Source organism: Bacteroides sp. 90-K9/2 (assembly GCF_047310725.1).
Classification (GTDB): domain Bacteria; phylum Bacteroidota; class Bacteroidia; order Bacteroidales; family Bacteroidaceae; genus Bacteroides; species Bacteroides vicugnae.
Map to the genome: position 1 here is coordinate 281,690 of NZ_JBCGVL010000004.1, position 18,371 is coordinate 300,060.

An 18,371-nucleotide genomic window follows, 5' to 3' on the forward strand; every position below is an offset into this window, starting at 1 on the left:
TACTGGCATATTCAGCAAATATCCACTTTTAGTGTTCGATAATCCGCTGCATCTCTTTCTTTTTTTTCTAACTTTGTAGGCAACTAATCTAATAATAAATATACTAGAGAATGAAAAAGTTAATCTACACACTGTTCTTTGTCCTTATCTCCGTTGTAGCTAACGGGCAAGCAAAGTACGTATTCTATTTCATCGGAGATGGAATGGGAGTCAATCAAGTAAATGGTACGGAGATGTATCAGGCGGAAATTCAAAATGGCCGTATTGGCGTCGAGCCTTTGTTGTTTACTCAATTTCCGGTTGCTACCGTAGCAACCACTTTCTCTGCTAAAAATTCAGTAACAGACTCTGCAGCTGCAGGTACTGCATTGGCAACAGGAAAGAAAACCTATAATGGTGCTATTTCCGTAGGAGAAGATAAAAGTGCCATTCAAACTGTTGCTGAAAAGGCAAAGAAAGCTGGAAAAAAGGTGGGCGTAACGACTTCTGTCAGTGTAGATCATGCTACTCCTGCCGCATTCTATGCACATCAACCTGATCGTAATATGAATTATGAAATCGCTCTTGATTTGCCGAAAGCCAATTTCGATTTTTATGCAGGCGGTGGTTTCTTGAAACCTACCACTACTTATGACAAGAAAGAAGCTCCGAGCATTTTCCCTATTTTTGAAGAAGCAGGATATACAGTAGCACGTGGTTACAATGACTATAAGGCAAAAGCTGCAAAAGCAGAAAAGATGATCTTGATTCAGGAAGAAGGAGCCAATCCTTCTTGTCTGCCTTATGCCATTGATCGCAAAGAGAATGATTTGACATTGGCACAAATTACGGAAAGTGCTATTGACTTCCTTACTAAAGGTAATAATAAAGGCTTTTTCTTGATGGTAGAAGGAGGTAAAATTGACTGGGCATGCCACGCCAATGACGCCGCTACTGTGTTCAACGAAGTGAAAGACATGGATAATGCTGTCAAAGTAGCTTATGAATTCTATAAGAAACATCCGAAAGAAACACTGATTGTGATCACTGCAGATCATGAAACAGGTGGTATCGTGCTCGGTACGGGAAAATATGCGTTGAACCTGAAAGCATTGCAATATCAGAAAAATTCTACTGACGGACTTTCACAACGTATCAGTGAATTGAGAAAATCAAAAGACAATAAAGTCACTTGGGAGGACATGAAAACATTCCTTGGCGAAGAAATGGGCTTCTGGAAACAATTCCCAATTTCTTGGGAACAGGAAAAAAAGTTGCGTGATGAGTTTGAGAAATCATTCGTGAAGAATAAAGTCGTATTTGCTGAAAGTATGTACTCTAAGAACGAACCGATGGCTGCACGTGCGAAGGAAGTGATGGATGAAATAGCCATGATAGGATGGGTAAGTGGCGGACACTCTGCCGGTTATGTTCCTGTATTTGCTATTGGTGCAGGTTCTCAACTGTTTGGTGAGAAGATTGATAATACAGAAATACCTAAAAGAATTGCGAAAGCTGCAGGATATAAATAATAGAACTGTATGAATATAAAAATAGCCGGAAGTCCAAAGACTCCCGGCTATTTTTATATGTTCTTTTAAATTATGCTTTCACACGTCCTACGTAAGAACCGTCACGAGTATCGATTTCGATTGTTTCACCCTCGCTGATGAACAAAGGAACACGTACTGTTGCACCTGATTCCACAGTTGCAGGTTTCAGTGTGTTAGTAGCTGTATCACCTTTCAGTCCTGGTTCAGTATAAGTGACTTTCATTTGCACTTTGATTGGCATATCTGCATAAAGTACAGTTTCTGTAGAAGCATCGGAAACCACATCCAATATCATACCTTCGAGTAGGAAGTCAACGCCGTTAATCAAATCGTGAGCGATAGGATGTTGGTCGAATGTTTCTTGGTTCATAAAGATATAATCTTCTCCTTCTTTATACAAAAATTGGTATGGACGACGTTCTACACGTACATCTTCCAACTTTTCACCGATGTTGAAACGGCGTTCGAGAACGTATCCGCTAACTACATCTTTCAGTTTAGTACGCATAAAAGTGTTACCTTTACCTGGTTTTACATGCAGGAATTCTATACAGAAATAGAGCTTTCCGTCCATACGGATACAAGTTCCGTTTTTGATGTCTTGAGCATTAATCATACTGCTATTTTTCTTAATCTATTATTGTTATTTAATTGTTTTCGCAGGAATTCGACTGCAAAAGTAATCTAAATCGGTAAAAAACACAAAAACTTTTGAGCAAAAATGAGTTATCTCTTGGTTAATTTAAAAAAAGTGCCTATTTTTGCAGCCCGATTACGTAGAATAATAACATAAAAACAAGATACAGTAATGAAAAGAACATTTCAACCCTCTAACAGAAAGAGAAAGAACAAACACGGTTTCCGTGAGAGAATGGCATCGGCTAATGGTCGTAGAGTATTAGCTGCTCGTCGTGCGAAAGGCAGAAAGAAACTGACTGTTTCTGATGAGTACAACGGACAGAAGTGATAATCACTTGTCATCAGGAAACAAAAAAGGCGGAGAATTTAATCTTCGCCTTTTTTGTTTCTCTGTTTTTCAAGGGGATAGTATGTTAAAAAGCGATATTATTTGCTCTTGTTTATGACTTTTTGCTTTTCTTTGTGAGATTAAATAAAACTCATAAACGAACATATGCGATGGTAGAGTATATCCGGGACTTGAAATCCCGTATCATTATAATAAGGTTGTTGAAATCTATAAGAGTGGGGATTATAGTTGCAGCAATTCTGGTGATGATAAGTGTCCTTGCATAATAGGTAGGGACATTTTTCATCGCCTACTTTTTAAAAGTTCAACTATTTTGTCGTATCTTTGGCGCATATTAACAGCAATGCGTATGACTATTAAGGAATTCTTTTCTTTTAAAAACAATAAATATTTCTGGGTGAATATTATCGCCATGATTGTGGTGGTGATAGTGATGATATTTGGTGTGTTGAAATGGCTTGATATACATACACATCATGGTGAAAGCGTGGTAGTTCCCGATGTGAAAGGAATGACAGTGGAAGAAGCTACGAAGATGTTCCGGAATCACGGTCTGGTATATGTGATTTCCGATACTAAATATGTCAAAGATAAAGCAGCGGGTATCATTCTTGAACTGAAACCGGGAGCCGGTGAGAAAGTGAAGGAAGGACGTACGGTATACCTGACTGTTAATACACTGGATGTCCCTTTACGTGCCATTCCTGATGTGGCGGACAACAGCTCGCTCCGGCAGGCACAGGCTAAGTTACTGAATGCCGGTTTTAAACTGAATCAGATTCAATTGGTAAATGGTGAGAAAGACTGGGTGTACGGTGTGAAATATCAGGGACGTCAGTTGGCTGCCGGAGAAAAGATTCCTTTGGGAGCTTCTTTGACATTGATGGTAGGAGACGGCTCCGGTGATATGTCGGAAGAAGAGGACTCGGTCGAAGTTTTCGTGGATACGGAGAAGCCGGTTACGTCGGAATCATCATCTGCCCAAGATGATAGTTGGTTTTAATAGATAAATAACAGAAACGGACTCGCATGATAGAGGAAGAACTTCCGGATGAACTGGAGAATGATTTGGATGATATAGAACCTGTCGGTGACGAATCCCAGCTTTACGAGCACTTCCGCGTGGTTGTAGACAAGGGGCAGGCGATGGTCAGAGTCGACAAATATCTGTTCGAACGTATTGTCAATGCTTCGCGCAACCGTATTCAGAAAGCTGCCGAAGATGGATTCGTTATGGCCAATGGCAAACCGGTGAAGAGTAGCTACAAAGTGAAACCGCTGGATGTCATTACAGTGATGATGGACCGTCCCCGTTATGAAAATGAAATTATTCCTGAAAATATTCCCCTTACTATCGTTTATGAAGATCCTTATCTGATGGTTGTGAATAAACCGGCGGGATTGGTCGTGCATCCGGGACACGGAAACTATCACGGCACGCTGGTCAATGCGCTGGCTTGGCACATGAAGGATATACCGGATTATGATGCCAATGACCCGCACGTGGGACTTGTTCATCGCATCGATAAAGATACTTCAGGCTTACTGGTGATTGCCAAGACACCGGATGCCAAAACAAATTTGGGAATTCAATTCTTTAATAAGACTACCAAACGCAAATATCGTGCTTTGGTGTGGGGTGTTGTGGAACAGGATGAAGGAACGATTGTCGGTAATATTGCCCGTAATCCGAGAGACCGGATGCAAATGGCGGTGATGTCCGATCCGACAGTGGGCAAACATGCCGTTACACACTACCGCGTACTGGAAAGACTGGGATACGTAACCCTTGTGGAATGTATACTTGAGACAGGACGTACTCATCAGATTCGTGTCCACATGAAACATATCGGTCATGTGCTGTTCAATGACGAACGCTATGGCGGTCATGAGATACTGAAAGGAACCCATTTTAGTAAATACAAACAGTTTGTAAATAATTGCTTTGACACTTGTCCCCGACAGGCTTTGCATGCTATGACGTTGGGGTTTGTGCATCCCGTCACAGGTGAAGAGATGTATTTTACTTCCGAACTTCCGGATGACATGACCCGGCTTATCGAGAAGTGGAGAGGCTATATAAGTAATAGAGAATTAGAATGAAACGCAACATCGCTATCGTAGCAGGAGGAGATACCTCTGAAATCGTAGTTTCCCTGCGTAGCGCACAGGGTATTTATTCCTTTATTGATAAGGAAAAGTATAATTTGTATATCGTGGAGATGGAAGGCCGTCGCTGGGAAGTACAATTACCGGACGGAAACAAAGTGCCGGTGGATAGAAATGACTTTAGTTTTATGAACGGAACGGAAAAGGTTGTGTTCGACTTTGCTTATATCACCATCCATGGTACGCCGGGTGAGGATGGCAGGCTGCAAGGCTATTTTGATATGATGCGTATTCCGTATTCCTGTTGTGGAGTGTTGGCGGCTGCCATTACTTATGACAAGTTTACCTGCAATCAATATCTGAAAGCTTTCGGGGTGCGCATTGCCGAATCACTGTTGTTGCGCCGGGGACAATCGGTTTCTGACGACGAAGTAGTGGAAAAGATCGGCCTGCCTTGTTTTATCAAGCCTAGTTTGGGAGGTTCGAGTTTCGGGGTTACGAAAGTGAAGACAAAAGAACAAATACAACCGGCCATTGTTAAAGCTTTCGGAGAAGCGGAAGAGGTGATTGTTGAAGCGTTTATGGACGGAACGGAACTGACTTGCGGCTGTTATAAGACAAAAGAGAAGACGGTGATCTTTCCGCCTACGGAAGTAGTGACGCACAATGAGTTCTTTGATTATGATGCTAAATATAATGGACAGGTAGATGAAATCACTCCTGCGCGTATCTCGGATGAATTGACCAAACGCGTACAGATGCTGACTTCAGCTATCTATGATATATTAGGTTGTTCCGGTATTATCCGTGTAGATTACATTATAACTGCCGGTGAAAAACTGAATCTTCTCGAAGTAAACACTACTCCGGGAATGACTACTACCAGTTTTATTCCCCAGCAAGTGCGTGCAGCCGGACTGGATATAAAGGATGTGATGACTGATATTATTGAAAACAAGTTTTAAGTATTAAGTATCAAGTATCAAGTATTAACCATGCGGTTTGTACGCAGTCTAATACTTTATACTTATTACTTAATACTTGAGCACATAATACTTGAGACTTATGGATCTGACAGAGTTTAATGAAATTCGTCCTTACAATGATGAGGAACTTCCTCAAATCTTTGAGGAACTGATTGCCGATCCGGCTTTTCAGAAAGCTGCTACCGGTGCTATACCGAACGTTCCATTTGAACTTCTGGCGCAAAAGATGCGTGCCTGTAAGACTAAGCTTGATTTTCAGGAGGCATTTTGCTATGGCATTTTGTGGAAGATAGCGGCAGATCATACTGCCGGACTGACACTGGATCATACCGCCATACCGGATAAAAGCAAAGCTTATACGTATATATCGAATCATAGAGACATTATTCTTGATTCGGGCTTTCTCTCTATTTTGCTGATTGACCAGGGAATGGATACGGTAGAAATTGCGATTGGCGACAATTTGCTTATTTATCCCTGGATTAAGAAACTGGTGCGTGTCAATAAATCATTTATTGTACAGCGGGCGTTGACTATGCGGCAGATGTTGGAATCTTCAGCGCGTATGTCCCGTTATATGCATTACACCATTTCAGAGAAGAATCAGTCTATTTGGATTGCGCAGCGTGAAGGACGTGCAAAAGATTCGAATGACCGTACACAAGACAGTGTATTGAAAATGTTGGCAATGGGAGGTGAAGGCGATTTGATAGACCGCCTGATGGAAATGAATATTGCTCCTCTTGCTATTTCATACGAATATGATCCGTGTGATTTTCTGAAAGCGCAAGAGTTTCAGTTGAAGAGGGACATCGAAGGATATAAAAAGACGACACAGGATGATTTGATTAATATGCAGACTGGTCTTTTCGGATATAAAGGCAGGGTACATTTTCAGGTTGCTCCTTGCCTGAATGATGACTTGCAAGACTTGGACCGTTCGTTGCCGAAACCGGATTTGTTTGCCCGTATTTCTGCCTGTCTTGATTGCCGCATCCATCGTAATTATCGGATATATCCGGGAAATTATGTGGCGTATGATTGGCTGAATAGCACAACGGAATTCGTGTCCAATTACACGGAAGAAGAGAAACTGCAGTTTATGAACTATATTGAACAACAATTGGCAAAAATCAAGATTCCGAATAAGGATGAAGACTTTTTGCGTGAGAAGTTGTTATTAATGTATTCCAATCCGTTAGTTAATTATTTAGCAGCTTGCCGATGAAAAGAAGAAAATTACATGTCGTTTGGTTGTGGGGATTGCTTTTCCTGATGACTGCCTGTGGAGATGATGACTATTATTATCCTTCGGTGAAACTGGAATTTGTGACTGTAGAGGCCGGAGAAGACGGTCGCATACAAACGCTTATTCCTGATAAGGGAGAAGTCTTGACTGTTTCGGAAGACCGTACGGGTTCTACTATCTCTCCAAACACTTCCAGACGTGTAATGAGTAACTATGAGGTGCTTTCCGGTGAGAACACCGCTACTATATATTCTTTGCAATCGCTCATAACGCCGGTACCTAAACCGGAAGATGATCCGGTTTACAAGGACGGAATAAAGCTGGATCCGGTAGAGATGGTCAGTATCTGGCTTGGAAGGGATTATCTGAATATGATTTTGAATCTCAAGGTCAGTACGGGCAAGGGACATGTTTTCGGTATAGTGGAAGATGTGTCCGAACTTAAAACAAATGGCATTGTGAATATGTTGTTATACCATGATGCGAACAGTGATGGAGAATACTATAATCGGCGTGCTTACATTTCTGTTCCTTTGGCGCAATATATAGATGAAGAGAATCCGGGTCGGACGATAAAGGTAAAGTTTAAATATTATACGTACGATAAGGATGGCTCTCCGATAGAATCTGATAAGTACAGTGATCCCGGGTTTGACTATACTCCGGGACAGAATTGAATAATGGAGTGTATATGTTTAAATTGAATCAATTAATCGTGGGAATATTTTTGTTTCTCTCTTCCCTTTTCTCTTGTCAGCAGAAAGGGGATTTTCAATCAATGAATGTAGAGGAGTTTGATTCTCTTATTCAGAATGAGGATATACAACGTCTGGATGTTCGTACACTTGCGGAATATTCGGAGGGGCATATCACGAAGACAATGAACATCAATGTGATGGATGACTCTTTTGCTTCAATGGCTGATTCTTTGTTGCAAAAAGACAAACCGGTGGCTGTATATTGTCGCAGTGGAAAACGAAGCAAGAAGGCTGCGGCAATTTTGAGCGAGAAGGGATATAAAGTCTTTGAGCTTGATAAGGGATTTAATTCCTGGGAGGAAGCAGGTAAAGAAATAGAAAAATAAAGTGCTGATTTATCAGCACTTTATTTTTTGGGGTTATTTCAGTCCTTCCAATAATCTTTTCAGAACGACAGTTGCCGAGATTTCACGGTTGGCAGCTTCCGGAATCACAATAGATTGCGGACTTTCAATGACATCGTCTGTCACAATCATATTTCTACGAACCGGAAGACAATGCATGAAATAAGCATTGTTGGTAACTGCCATTTGGCGGTCGCTGACAGTCCAATCACGATCCTTGCTTAATATTTGTCCATAGTTGTCGCCAGAATAAGCAGCCCAGTTCTTGGCATATATGAAGTCGGCTCCTTCGAAAGCCTTCATCTGGTCATATTCTACTTTTGCATTACCTACAAATTGCGGATCAAGCTCATAACCTTCGGGATGAGTGATGATAAATTCGTAATCCGTTGCATTCATCCATTCGGCAAAGGAATTAGGAACAGCCTGTGGCAATGGACGTGGATGCGGAGCCCAGGTCATAACTACTTTGGGACGTGCTGTTTTCTTGTATTCCTCGATGGTAATCAGGTCTGCAAAGCTCTGCAATGGGTGGCGTGTTGCCGCTTCCATCGAAAAGACAGGACGTCCGGAGTGTTGGATGAATTGATTGATAATCGTTTCCTGATAGTCAAAGTCACGGTCTTCAAAACGGGCAAAAGAGCGTACTCCAATGATATCACAATAGCATCCCATCACCGGAATGGCTTCTAATATATGTTCCGGTTTATCTCCATCCATAATTACACCACGTTCAGTTTCCAATTTCCATGCACCTTGATTGATATCCAGCACCATGACATTCATTCCCAGATTGAGTGCAGCTTTCTGTGTGCTAAGGCGGGTACGTAAACTAGAGTTGAAGAAGATCATCATTAAAGTCTTGTTTCGTCCCAGTTCTACATATTTGAAGCGCTCTTTTTTGATTTCGAATGCTTCTGCAAGGGCTGATTTTAAATCGCCAATGTCCTGTACACAAGTAAATTTCTTCATATCATTTATTTTTTAATTCTTAATTAGCTTCGCTCAAAACCTTGTTTGATTTCTAACATATAGGTATAGTCTCAATTTTCAATTTCTTCTCGTTTGTCCATCTCCTTCAATGACCCATTTGTAAGAAGTGATTTCCTCCAGTCCCATCGGACCGCGTGCGTGTAGCTTTTGCGTGCTGATTCCGATTTCGGCTCCTAATCCGAATTGTGCCCCGTCAGTGAAAGCGGTAGACACATTGGTGTATACGCAAGCTGCGTCCACGATTCTGGTGAATAAGGCTGCACGTTCCCCATTCTCGGTAACAATACACTCGCTATGTTTAGAACTGTTTTCCTGAATATGTCCTAAGGCATCTTCGAAGCTCTTTACAGTCTTGACAGCCATTTTATAATCCAGAAACTCCGTGCCGAAGCTTTCTGCTTTTGCATGTTCCAAGAGCTCGGCAGGATAGTGGCCTTCCAATGCCTGGTAAGCTTGCGGATCAGCATAAATAATGACATGGCTGTCTTTTAGTTTCTCGCAAATCAGAGAGAGGTCGGCCAGTCTCTTCTCATGTATAATGGTGCAATCCAATGCATTACATACGCTAACTCTACGTGTCTTAGCATTATGAATAATGTCTGCTCCCTTGTTTGTATCCCCAAATTCATCGAAGTAAGTGTGACAGATACCTGCCCCTGTTTCAATGACAGGAATCCTTGCATTCTCGCGTACGAAATGAATAAGACTGCTGCTGCCTCTGGGGATAATCAAGTCTACGTAGCCCACAGCATTCAGTAACGCTGCCGTAGCCTCTCTATCAGCCGGAAGTAATTCTACAATGTGCGGATTGATTTTGAACTTCTTCAATACTTTGTGAATCACACTGATGATGGCCCGGTTGGAACAATCGGCGTCACTTCCTCCTTTCAATATGCAGGCATTTCCGCTCTTCAGACAAAGGGAGAAAACATCAAAGCTAACATTAGGGCGCGCTTCATAAATGATTCCTATGACTCCGAAAGGAACGCTGACTTTCGTCAACTTCATTCCATTGGGACGAACACTCTCTTTCAGCACTTTACCCAAAGGAGAGGGGAGTGTTGCTACATTGCGTGTATCTGCGGCAATGCCTTTCAAACGTTCTTTCGTCAGTTTCAACCGATCGTACTTCGGATCATTTTTGTCCATCCGTGCGAGGTCTTTTTCGTTCTCTGAAAGAATGAAAGGTGTTTCTGCAATTGCTGCGTCAGCTACTGCGTTTAAAATCTGATTGATGACATCATCATTCAGCAGGGCTAATTCCCGACTTGCTACTTGTACAGCGGCAAAGGTCTCGTTTAAATTTGTAGTCATTTGCTCCTTTTTTGCATTAAATGGAAAGATAAACTATGCAAATATAGTGAATGATGTGAATAAAACTTGTTGAAAATAGAAATAAATGTTGCTCTTTACTTATAATATTCCTTTTTGAACCAGAGTTTGGAAATGAGATTGGAAAGTACATGCCTATCTCCATCTTTTTCAATAAAGTCTCGTTCTGGCAGCATTCGTTTATTTCGTGTGATTATTTGTTTACTCTCGATTAATAAGGAATATATTTTAGGCACGGATTACACGGATTTCACGGATTTAATGCTATGATTACGAAAAGCTACCGTGTTTATCCGTGTAATCCGTGCCTAATCCTCAATTTATGATTTAGTTCATAACGGGTGCAGAAATGAGCCAAAGATGCTATCGCTGACAATAACGCGTCAATATGCCGCTTTTACTTCTTTCTCTTACCTATATTATTTTTTCAATTGCCTAACAAGTTTTCGTTTGACAACTGTCAAGCGATAGTTTAACTATAGTCAAGCGTTCGTTTAACTTAAGTCAAACGAAAACTCATTCGGCTATGAAATACATATCAATAGAGAAGCGATCACCTAAATTTAGTATCGTATGCAAATAGTGTCACTATATTACTGACATAGCGACACTATCCTTTGAATATAGCGTCATTATCCAGTCGTGATAGTGACGCTATATTTGTAACACAGAAAAGCACTCATAACCGTACAGAAACAAGCTAATTTTATTCTAAAATCGGATAAAACAGAAATTCTTATTATTAATTATTCAATGTATAGATAGTCATAATGTACTACTGGTTTCTTTCCATGCTTGCCAATCGCTTCTTGTGCCTGTTTCGAATCACAGTTCACTTTTCCAACACCGATCTGGTTTCCTTGAAAATCCATGATACGCACAATGTCATCTTTCTCAAATTCACCTTCAATATGAGTGATTCCGATCGGGAGGATGCTGACAGCTTTTTCAGAGTTTAGAACTTCTGTAGCGCATGCATTGATGTGAATTTCCCCTTTGGCAAAACCTTCGCTATGGGCAATCCATTTTTTGACACTGGATACTGGTTCGTCTGATGGTATAAAACGTGTACAAAGAGTTTCTTCAGGATGCTGTAGCAAATCTACGAGAATATTATCCCGCTTCCCGTTGGCAATAATCACTGTAATTCCTTCATCGGCAACTTTACGGGCAATATTGGTTTTCGTCAACATTCCCCCTCGTCCGAAACTGGACTTAGTTGTCTGAATATAGTTGGATAAGTCTTTGCCGTGACCGATCTTCCGGATAACAGAAGAGTTAGGATCGGAAGGAGAACCATTGTAAATCCCGTCAATATTACTTAGGATAATGAGTGCCTGCGTATCCATCATGGAAGCGATGAGTCCGGACAATTCATCATTATCGGTGAACATCAGCTCGCTGACGGAAATCGTATCGTTTTCGTTGACAATAGGAATGACATTATTTTCAAGCATTACCGTCATGCAATTTTTCTGATTCAGATAATGGCGGCGAGTACCAAAACTTTCCTTCGTTGTCAGTACCTGACCCACAGGGATATTGTGCTCGCGGAAAAGTTCGTAGTAACGGTTGATTAGTTTGGCCTGACCCACAGCAGAAAATAACTGGCGCTGATCTACACTATCGAGTTTTTTCTGCGGATGCACTTCACTGCGTCCGGAAGCAACAGCTCCCGAAGAAATCAAAATGATTTCCACCCCGGACTTATGTAATTCCGCTATCTGGTCAACAAGTGCCGACATACGGGTAACGTCCAGCGTTCCGTCGCGGCGTGTCAATACATTGCTTCCTACTTTTACTGCGATTCGTGTAAATTCCTGTTTCATCCTTACTAACGATTTGAAAGCGCAAATATAGAGCTTTTTGCCGATATGTTACCAAAACAGGCTAAAAAGAATTATCTTTGCAGCCAGATAGAGAAAAGATTAACAATGAAACATACAAATCCACAAGTAGAACAGATGACCTCCTTCATTGTAATGGATGTGTTGGAGAGGGCAAACGAATTACAGAAACAAGGTGTTGATATTATTCATTTGGAAGTTGGTGAACCCGATTTTGATGTGCCGTCTTGTGTGTCGGAAGCAGCAAAAGCGGCTTATGATCGTCATCTTACTCACTATACGCATTCTTTGGGGGACCCGGAACTGCGGCGGGAAATTGCTGCTTTTTATCTACGGGAATATGGAGTGATGGTAGATCCGGATTGTATTGTAGTGACTTCCGGTTCTTCTCCATCCATTCTTCTTGCATTAATGTTGCTCTGCAATACGGATAGCGAAGTGATTCTTTCCAATCCGGGATATGCTTGTTACCGTAATTTTGTGTTGGCTACCCAGGCTAAACCCGTTTTGGTTCCTTTGTCTAAAGAATATCTGCAATACGACATAGAAGCTATTCGCAAATGTGTGAATCCACATACAGCGGCTATCTTTATCAATTCTCCGATGAATCCGACCGGAATGTTGCTGGATGAAAAATTCTTGAGAGAAGTGGCAGCACTGGGAGTTCCTGTTATTTCAGATGAGATTTATCACGGACTTGTCTATGAAGGACGTGCGCACAGCATTCTTGAATATACCGATCAGGCTTTTGTCCTGAACGGATTTTCTAAACGTTTTGCAATGACGGGTCTTCGGCTGGGTTATTTGATCGCACCTAAATCTTGTATGCGTTCTTTGCAGAAGTTGCAGCAGAATCTATTTATTTGTGCGTCCAGCGTTGCTCAACAGGCTGGGATTGCTGCATTACGGCAGGCTGATTCGGATGTGGAACGGATGAAGCAGATTTATGATGAGCGTCGCCGGTACATGATTGCTCGTCTTCGGGAAATGGGGTTTGAGATTAAAGTAGAACCTCAAGGAGCATTTTACATTTTTGCCAACGCACGTAAATTTACAACCGACTCTTATCGCTTTGCATTCGATGTACTCGAGCATGCGCATGTCGGCATTACTCCCGGGGTAGACTTTGGAACGGGAGGTGAAGGATATGTACGCTTCTCCTATGCAAACTCATTGGAGAATATCAAAGAAGGACTGGACCGTATCAATCGCTACCTTTCTCGTCCCGGCTTCTGATTAGCTCGGTGGCTGCTTCGTATTCTTCCTCTGTCACGAGGACGGATACGGAAGGAGCGATATAGGGTGCTAATGTCCCCATAATTCCATCTTTAATCACACAACGGATGTTGTTGCTTTCTAATAACCCTTTAATGATCTCGGCTTCCCAAGGGGATCCGGAGAATACTTCTATTGCCTTGCTGTAATCTTCTTCTTTCATGCTCTTACTTATTAGGGGTTGTTATTTACAAATATAACAAAAAAGAGAGAGAAATAGTTATTTATTTTCTTAAAAATTATTCGAGTGTGATATGTTTTACGCTAATCTGCTGTTTCAGGAAAGTAGAGGCCGATTCTGAAAACTTTTCTTCCGCTTCGGTTGTGTAAAACTGGCAGTTGCCATTCTTGGTACATTTGGCATCCATTTCGGGATGTCTCTTCAGATAGTCTTTCAGGCTTTCTGCGACATACTCTCCTTGTGCAATTATACTGATATGATCCGGAATGTATTGCCGGATTTTAGGTAGGAGTATGGGGAAATGGGTACATCCGAGGATGACAGTATCTATTTGAGGATCCTTTGACAGTAATTGGTCGATGTACTTCCGGATAAAATAGTCGGCTCCTTCGTCTTGTGATTCGTTATTCTCAACTAAGGATACCCACATCGGACATGCCGTTCCACTTACCTGAATTTCAGGAAACAGTTTATGTATTTCTAATGGATACGATTCGGATTTGATGGTGCCTGCTGTTGCCAGTACACCGATATGCTGATTCTTGCTAATCTCTCCAATACATTCTACAGTGGGACGGATGACTCCGAGCACACGGCGGGCAGGATCGATTTGGGGTAAATCATTCATCTGAATGCTACGCAAAGCTTTGGCGGAAGCTGTATTGCAAGCTAATATAACCAGATGGCATCCCATATCAAACAGCTTGTTGACGGCTTGTCGGGTGAATTCGTATACGACTTCGAAAGAGCGCGTTCCGTAGGGGGCACGTGCATTATCTCCCAAATAGATATAATCATATTCCGGTAATACTTCTCTAATCTTGTCTAAGATGGTCAGACCTCCGTAGCCGGAGTCGAATACTCCGATTGGGCCGGGCGTATGGGATAGATGTTGCTTCATGACAAACCTGATTTATATATGCAAATGTACACCAAAAAAAGGGAAAGAGAAAGAAGATGATCCTTCTTTCTCTTTCCCTTTTGGTATTTCTTTATTCTTGGTCAGATCTTATTTGATACCAAGATTTGCTTTTACCTTGTTAGTCAAGTTGATGCTCTGTGATTCGTTCACGTAAGGAATCGAAGTTCTTGCCAGGTCGAAGATATAGATCACGCCTTCAGCAGCACCTACTGCTTTGATGGCATTGTCCAACTTCTGGTAGATAGGAGCCATTGCATCATTTTGGGCTTTCTGCATTTGTTGTTGAGCATCCTGTTGGAATTGCTCTTGTCTCTGCATCATATCCTGCAACTCTTTTTGTCTTCTTTCAGCGATGTTGGGAGGAAGAGAATCCTTAGCGATAGCTTGTTGGAATTCCTGATATTTCTTGTTGAATTCTTCCTGCGTTCTCTGTAGTTCGGCAGTAAGTTGTTTTTCTAAAGTCTGAATATCATTTTGGGCTTTGGTGAATTCCGGCATCACAGTGATGATTTCCTGTGCATTAATGTGGCCGAATTTCAGGTTCTGTGCAAATACACCCATTGGGAGTGCAAGCAACATTACAAGTGCAATTTTTTTTAGCATAGTTCTATAATTTATTTGAATGATTTTTAGTTATTTCCAGCTGCAAATGTATGAAATTAATTTGAATATCCTAATTTTCTTAGGATTTCATCACTAATATCTATGCGTGGATTTGCAAATATTATACCTGTAGCAGAGGCTCTGTCGATTACCAAATCATATCCATGTTGCTGTGATATAGCTTTTACAGCTTCATAGATATCGTCTTGGATCGGAGTAATCAACTTGTCTCTCATCTTGGCTAATTCGCCTTCCGGACCGAAGTAACTACGCTTCAGTTCGGCTGCTTCTTTTTCCTTTGCTACGATTGCATCTTCTGTCTTTGTTTTTTGTGCGGCAGAAAGAGTGGAAGATTTTGCCTGGTAATCCTGGAACATCTTCTGTGCTTCTTTAGCCAGAGCTTCTACTTCACTCTGGTATTTTTTCGTAGCTTCTTGCATTTGCTCATTAGCGCTTTGAGCTGCCGGAATATTCTTCATAATATATTCCGTATCGATCAGTGCAAATTTCTGTGCATTTGCTGCCATGCTGACAGTAAATAGCATCATAATTAATAGAACAGACTTTCTCATAACGTTTAGTTTTTGATGATACATTAGAATTCTTGTCCTAAGATAAAGTGGAACTGGCTTCCTCCATATTGTTTAGAACCAAATACTTTGTCGAAACCGTAACCCCAGTCAATACCCATCATACCAATCATCGGAAGGAAGATACGAACACCGACACCGGCAGAACGTTTCAACTCGAATGGATTGAATTTCTTGATATCATGCCATGCGTTACCTGCTTCAAGGAAACCTAACACATAAATGTTAGTACTTGTTTCCAGCATCAACGGATATCTTAATTCGATGCCGAGACGTGCATAGGCATAACCTTCAGAACCGTATGGCGTTAATGAGCTGTTTTCGTAACCACGCAAAGCGATACTTTCAGTTGCATAAGTTGAATAACCGGTCATACCGTCACCACCTACATCGAATGTACCGAACGGAGATTTCTTGTATTGGTTATAGTGACCCAACAGACCGAATTCCGTACGTGTCATTAATACCAGACATTTTGGATGAGCAACCGGATCCATCAGCGGAGTATATGTTTTGCCTTTGAATTTCCATTTGTGGTATTCTATCCATTTATGAAGTTTATTCATGTTGTCCTGGGTGATGCTACCTGTTTCAGGGTTGCTGTAATATCCCTTATAGTCTTTACCGTCCATCAACGAGTAAGGCGGTGTGAACTGAACTGACAGTGAGAAATCTGAACCCGAACGAGGGAAGATTGGGTTGTCAATAGAGTTACGAGCCAAAGTCAATGAAATGCTAAGGTCATTACATTTACCGTTGGTTACCGGGAAATACTGCCAGTCGCTCAAGTTATAGCGTTGGTAAGCTAATTCAGCGGAAAGAGTGAAGTAGTCATCCGGCCATTTCAGACGTTTACCCCAACCTACGGAAAGTCCCCACATCTTGATAGATTTATCCGGGTCATAATAGTTTTCGTAGTTGTTATAGTTACCATAGTTATACATACCATAACCACCGTAGCCGCTATACATACTGTTGTAGTAGTTGTTGAAGTAGCTGGAGTTATAGTAACGGCTGCTGATATCTGTTTGTACAGAGAAGAATGCCGATACGGAGAATGAGTTCGGACGTTTACCGCCAAACCATGGGTCGAAGAATGAAATACTGTATGACTGGTAGTATTTAGCATTCGTCTGTCCGCTGATAGTCAATGTCTGACCGTCACCTTGTGGAAGGATACCACGGTAGTTTTCACCCGGGTGCAACAAGTTGGCTACGGAGAAGTTGGTGAACTTCAAGCTCAACTTACCGATAATACCTGTCTGTCCCCAACCAGCAGAGAATTCCACCTGGTCGTTGGCTTTGGAAGTCAAAGGCAAGCCTATGTCAACAGTTCCGTTCATCGGATCCGGTTGAATATCCGGTTGCAGCTTTTCCGGGTCAAAGTGTCCCATCTGCTGGATTTCACGCAAGGAACGCATCAAGTCTTCTTTGCTGAACAATTGTCCCGGACGAATACGAAGTTCCCGGCGAACAACGTTTTCATACAAACGGTCATTACCACTGATCTTGATCTTATTGATAGTAGCCTGACGGCCTTCATAGATTCTCATTTCGAGGTCGATAGAGTCGCCGACAATATTTACTTCTACCGGGTCGAGGTTATAGAACAGGTAACCGTTGTTGTAATATAAGTTACCGATAGCGTCATCATCTGTAGAAACACGTTCGTTCAATAACTTCTGGTTGTATACGTCACCTTTCTTCATGCGAAGCAAGAAGTTCAACTGTTCTGACGGATAAAGAGTGTTACCCACCCATGTAACATTACGTAGATAATATTTCTGTCCCTCGTCTATATTCAAATAAACGTTTACAGTCTTTTCGTCATACTGTGAAACGCTGTCTTTTACAATCATTGCATCACGGTATCCCAACTCATTATACTTGTCGATAATCAGCTGCTTATCTGCTTCGAAGTTTTCCGGCACGAATTTTTTGGTGCGGAACAAATTGCGAAGTTTGCCTTTCTCATTGGTTTTCTTCATTACTTTCTTCAGCTTGGAAGCCTTGATTGCATGATTACCAACGATTTGGATTTCGTGTACTTTGATTTTTTCTTTCTTGTCGATATCAATGTCAACGATCACCTGATTTTCGCTGGATGGATCGTCTTTCTGCGAGATAATAACTTCTGCATTTTTGAATCCTTTATCGTCGAAATAGCGTTTGATCAATGTCTTGGCACGGTCTACGGTATTCGGAGTGATTTGCATACCTTTTACCATCCCTAACTTGGCCTCAAGATCGGTGCGTTCCGACTTCTTCACACCGTGATAGCGCACATCTGCGATACGCGGGCGTTGTGTCAGACTGATTTTTAACCAGATTTTGTCGCCTTCAATTTTCTCGGCTGTGATTTGTACATTTGAGAACAAACCATGACGCCAATAACGTTTGATTGCTCCAGTAATTTCGTCACCCGGCACAGTAATTGTTTGTCCTACCGATAGTCCGGATAGTCCAATCAATACATAGTCTTCATAATTCTTTACGCCTTCGACTTTAATATCTGCTATCTCATACTTTTTGGGTGTTCCAGAGTATAAGATGACAGGTTTCGAGTCTTCATCAGTGTTAGCATTTTGCGCAATGCCTGTTGTCGCAAAGCAGCACAGGCAGACAAACGTTATGAATATAAAGGAAATACGATAATGCATTT

The 18,371-nt window shown here is 41.6% G+C and carries 18 protein-coding genes; 9 read left to right on the forward strand and 9 right to left on the reverse strand.

Going from position 1 to position 18,371, the window contains the following annotated elements; genetic code table 11:
- The first annotated feature begins 110 nt into the window (after positions 1 to 110).
- On the forward strand, positions 111 to 1,511 hold the full coding sequence (locus AAHJ11_RS12230; RefSeq protein ID WP_148363972.1) for an alkaline phosphatase: 1,401 nt from the start codon (positions 111 to 113) through the stop codon (positions 1,509 to 1,511).
- 70 nt (positions 1,512 to 1,581) lie between these two features.
- Here the strand turns inward: AAHJ11_RS12230 and efp are convergent, their stop codons facing one another.
- Entirely contained in the window at positions 1,582 to 2,148 is a 567-nt protein-coding gene (gene efp, locus AAHJ11_RS12235) for an elongation factor P (RefSeq protein ID WP_148363971.1), read from the reverse strand.
- Positions 2,149 to 2,340: 192 nt separating this feature from the next.
- Here efp and rpmH point away from each other — a divergent pair, with 192 nt between their 5' ends.
- From rpmH to AAHJ11_RS12270, 7 genes are all read left to right on the forward strand, one after another.
- On the forward strand, positions 2,341 to 2,499 hold the full coding sequence (gene rpmH, locus AAHJ11_RS12240) for a 50S ribosomal protein L34 (RefSeq protein WP_004299762.1): 159 nt from the start codon (positions 2,341 to 2,343) through the stop codon (positions 2,497 to 2,499).
- A 370-nt stretch (positions 2,500 to 2,869) separates the two neighbouring features.
- On the forward strand, positions 2,870 to 3,523 hold the full coding sequence (locus tag AAHJ11_RS12245; protein WP_148363970.1) for a PASTA domain-containing protein: 654 nt from the start codon (positions 2,870 to 2,872) through the stop codon (positions 3,521 to 3,523).
- A gap of 26 nt (positions 3,524 to 3,549) precedes the next feature.
- Positions 3,550 to 4,623: an RluA family pseudouridine synthase gene (locus tag AAHJ11_RS12250; protein WP_117935519.1), complete on the forward strand. Its 1,074-nt coding sequence runs from the start codon at positions 3,550 to 3,552 to the stop codon at positions 4,621 to 4,623.
- A complete protein-coding gene (locus AAHJ11_RS12255) occupies positions 4,620 to 5,594 on the forward strand; it encodes a D-alanine--D-alanine ligase (protein ID WP_234133277.1) in 975 nt (324 codons plus the stop codon). Before AAHJ11_RS12250 ends, AAHJ11_RS12255 begins: the two co-directional genes overlap by 4 nt.
- A 100-nt stretch (positions 5,595 to 5,694) precedes the next feature.
- The gene (locus AAHJ11_RS12260) at positions 5,695 to 6,843 is read left to right on the forward strand and encodes a 1-acyl-sn-glycerol-3-phosphate acyltransferase (protein WP_217721903.1); all 1,149 of its coding nucleotides are present in this window, start codon (positions 5,695 to 5,697) and stop codon (positions 6,841 to 6,843) included.
- Positions 6,840 to 7,541, forward strand: a complete 702-nt coding sequence (locus tag AAHJ11_RS12265; RefSeq protein ID WP_259022081.1) for a hypothetical protein — start codon at positions 6,840 to 6,842, stop codon at positions 7,539 to 7,541. Before AAHJ11_RS12260 ends, AAHJ11_RS12265 begins: the two co-directional genes overlap by 4 nt.
- Positions 7,542 to 7,555: 14 nt before the next feature.
- A complete protein-coding gene (locus tag AAHJ11_RS12270) occupies positions 7,556 to 7,948 on the forward strand; it encodes a rhodanese-like domain-containing protein (protein WP_195650066.1) in 393 nt (130 codons plus the stop codon).
- 33 nt (positions 7,949 to 7,981) lie between these two features.
- On the opposite strand, the gene AAHJ11_RS12275 is transcribed toward AAHJ11_RS12270, so the two are convergent.
- From AAHJ11_RS12275 to proB, 3 genes are all read right to left on the reverse strand, one after another.
- A complete protein-coding gene (locus tag AAHJ11_RS12275; RefSeq protein WP_320974553.1) occupies positions 7,982 to 8,938 on the reverse strand; it encodes an acetylornithine carbamoyltransferase in 957 nt (318 codons plus the stop codon).
- A gap of 78 nt (positions 8,939 to 9,016) precedes the next feature.
- A complete protein-coding gene (locus AAHJ11_RS12280; protein WP_320974554.1) occupies positions 9,017 to 10,273 on the reverse strand; it encodes a glutamate-5-semialdehyde dehydrogenase in 1,257 nt (418 codons plus the stop codon).
- Between the two features lie 764 nt (positions 10,274 to 11,037).
- Positions 11,038 to 12,120 carry a glutamate 5-kinase gene (gene proB, locus AAHJ11_RS12285; protein ID WP_320974555.1) on the reverse strand — a complete coding sequence of 361 codons (1,083 nt, stop codon included), beginning with the start codon at positions 12,118 to 12,120 and terminating at the stop codon, positions 11,038 to 11,040.
- 105 nt (positions 12,121 to 12,225) lie between these two features.
- On the opposite strand from proB, the gene AAHJ11_RS12290 reads away from it, so the two are divergent.
- A complete protein-coding gene (locus tag AAHJ11_RS12290) occupies positions 12,226 to 13,374 on the forward strand; it encodes a pyridoxal phosphate-dependent aminotransferase (protein WP_320974556.1) in 1,149 nt (382 codons plus the stop codon).
- Here the strand turns inward: AAHJ11_RS12290 and AAHJ11_RS12295 are convergent.
- From AAHJ11_RS12295 to bamA, 5 genes are all read right to left on the reverse strand, one after another.
- Positions 13,343 to 13,576 (reverse strand): DUF2007-related protein, encoded by a 234-nt coding sequence (locus AAHJ11_RS12295; RefSeq protein WP_004299777.1) that lies wholly within the window; start codon positions 13,574 to 13,576, stop codon positions 13,343 to 13,345. The genes AAHJ11_RS12290 and AAHJ11_RS12295 overlap by 32 nt on opposite strands.
- 76 nt (positions 13,577 to 13,652) lie before the next feature.
- The gene (murI, locus tag AAHJ11_RS12300; protein ID WP_148363961.1) at positions 13,653 to 14,495 is read right to left on the reverse strand and encodes a glutamate racemase; all 843 of its coding nucleotides are present in this window, start codon (positions 14,493 to 14,495) and stop codon (positions 13,653 to 13,655) included.
- Between the two features lie 108 nt (positions 14,496 to 14,603).
- The gene (locus AAHJ11_RS12305) at positions 14,604 to 15,119 is read right to left on the reverse strand and encodes an OmpH family outer membrane protein (RefSeq protein WP_117935535.1); all 516 of its coding nucleotides are present in this window, start codon (positions 15,117 to 15,119) and stop codon (positions 14,604 to 14,606) included.
- A gap of 56 nt (positions 15,120 to 15,175) precedes the next feature.
- Positions 15,176 to 15,691, reverse strand: coding sequence for an OmpH family outer membrane protein (locus tag AAHJ11_RS12310; protein ID WP_234133264.1), 516 nt, complete (start codon positions 15,689 to 15,691; stop codon positions 15,176 to 15,178).
- Positions 15,692 to 15,714: 23 nt separating this feature from the next.
- Entirely contained in the window at positions 15,715 to 18,369 is a 2,655-nt protein-coding gene (bamA, locus tag AAHJ11_RS12315) for an outer membrane protein assembly factor BamA (RefSeq protein ID WP_074556722.1), read from the reverse strand.
- Positions 18,370 to 18,371 lie beyond the last annotated feature (2 nt).

What these genes read in the sequence shown, in the direction of transcription:
- AAHJ11_RS12230 (WP_148363972.1), top strand. Translation starts at nt 111, where the DNA reads ATGAAAAAGTTAATCTACACACTGTTCTTTGTCCTTATCTCCGTTGTA.
- efp (WP_148363971.1), bottom strand. Translation starts at nt 2,148, where the DNA reads ATGATTAATGCTCAAGACATCAAAAACGGAACTTGTATCCGTATGGAC.
- rpmH (WP_004299762.1), top strand. Translation starts at nt 2,341, where the DNA reads ATGAAAAGAACATTTCAACCCTCTAACAGAAAGAGAAAGAACAAACAC.
- AAHJ11_RS12245 (WP_148363970.1), top strand. Translation starts at nt 2,870, where the DNA reads ATGACTATTAAGGAATTCTTTTCTTTTAAAAACAATAAATATTTCTGG.
- AAHJ11_RS12250 (WP_117935519.1), top strand. Translation starts at nt 3,550, where the DNA reads ATGATAGAGGAAGAACTTCCGGATGAACTGGAGAATGATTTGGATGAT.
- AAHJ11_RS12255 (WP_234133277.1), top strand. Translation starts at nt 4,620, where the DNA reads ATGAAACGCAACATCGCTATCGTAGCAGGAGGAGATACCTCTGAAATC.
- AAHJ11_RS12260 (WP_217721903.1), top strand. Translation starts at nt 5,695, where the DNA reads ATGGATCTGACAGAGTTTAATGAAATTCGTCCTTACAATGATGAGGAA.
- AAHJ11_RS12265 (WP_259022081.1), top strand. Translation starts at nt 6,840, where the DNA reads ATGAAAAGAAGAAAATTACATGTCGTTTGGTTGTGGGGATTGCTTTTC.
- AAHJ11_RS12270 (WP_195650066.1), top strand. Translation starts at nt 7,556, where the DNA reads ATGTTTAAATTGAATCAATTAATCGTGGGAATATTTTTGTTTCTCTCT.
- AAHJ11_RS12275 (WP_320974553.1), bottom strand. Translation starts at nt 8,938, where the DNA reads ATGAAGAAATTTACTTGTGTACAGGACATTGGCGATTTAAAATCAGCC.
- AAHJ11_RS12280 (WP_320974554.1), bottom strand. Translation starts at nt 10,273, where the DNA reads ATGACTACAAATTTAAACGAGACCTTTGCCGCTGTACAAGTAGCAAGT.
- proB (WP_320974555.1), bottom strand. Translation starts at nt 12,120, where the DNA reads ATGAAACAGGAATTTACACGAATCGCAGTAAAAGTAGGAAGCAATGTA.
- AAHJ11_RS12290 (WP_320974556.1), top strand. Translation starts at nt 12,226, where the DNA reads ATGAAACATACAAATCCACAAGTAGAACAGATGACCTCCTTCATTGTA.
- AAHJ11_RS12295 (WP_004299777.1), bottom strand. Translation starts at nt 13,576, where the DNA reads ATGAAAGAAGAAGATTACAGCAAGGCAATAGAAGTATTCTCCGGATCC.
- murI (WP_148363961.1), bottom strand. Translation starts at nt 14,495, where the DNA reads ATGAAGCAACATCTATCCCATACGCCCGGCCCAATCGGAGTATTCGAC.
- AAHJ11_RS12305 (WP_117935535.1), bottom strand. Translation starts at nt 15,119, where the DNA reads ATGCTAAAAAAAATTGCACTTGTAATGTTGCTTGCACTCCCAATGGGT.
- AAHJ11_RS12310 (WP_234133264.1), bottom strand. Translation starts at nt 15,691, where the DNA reads ATGAGAAAGTCTGTTCTATTAATTATGATGCTATTTACTGTCAGCATG.
- bamA (WP_074556722.1), bottom strand. Translation starts at nt 18,369, where the DNA reads ATGCATTATCGTATTTCCTTTATATTCATAACGTTTGTCTGCCTGTGC.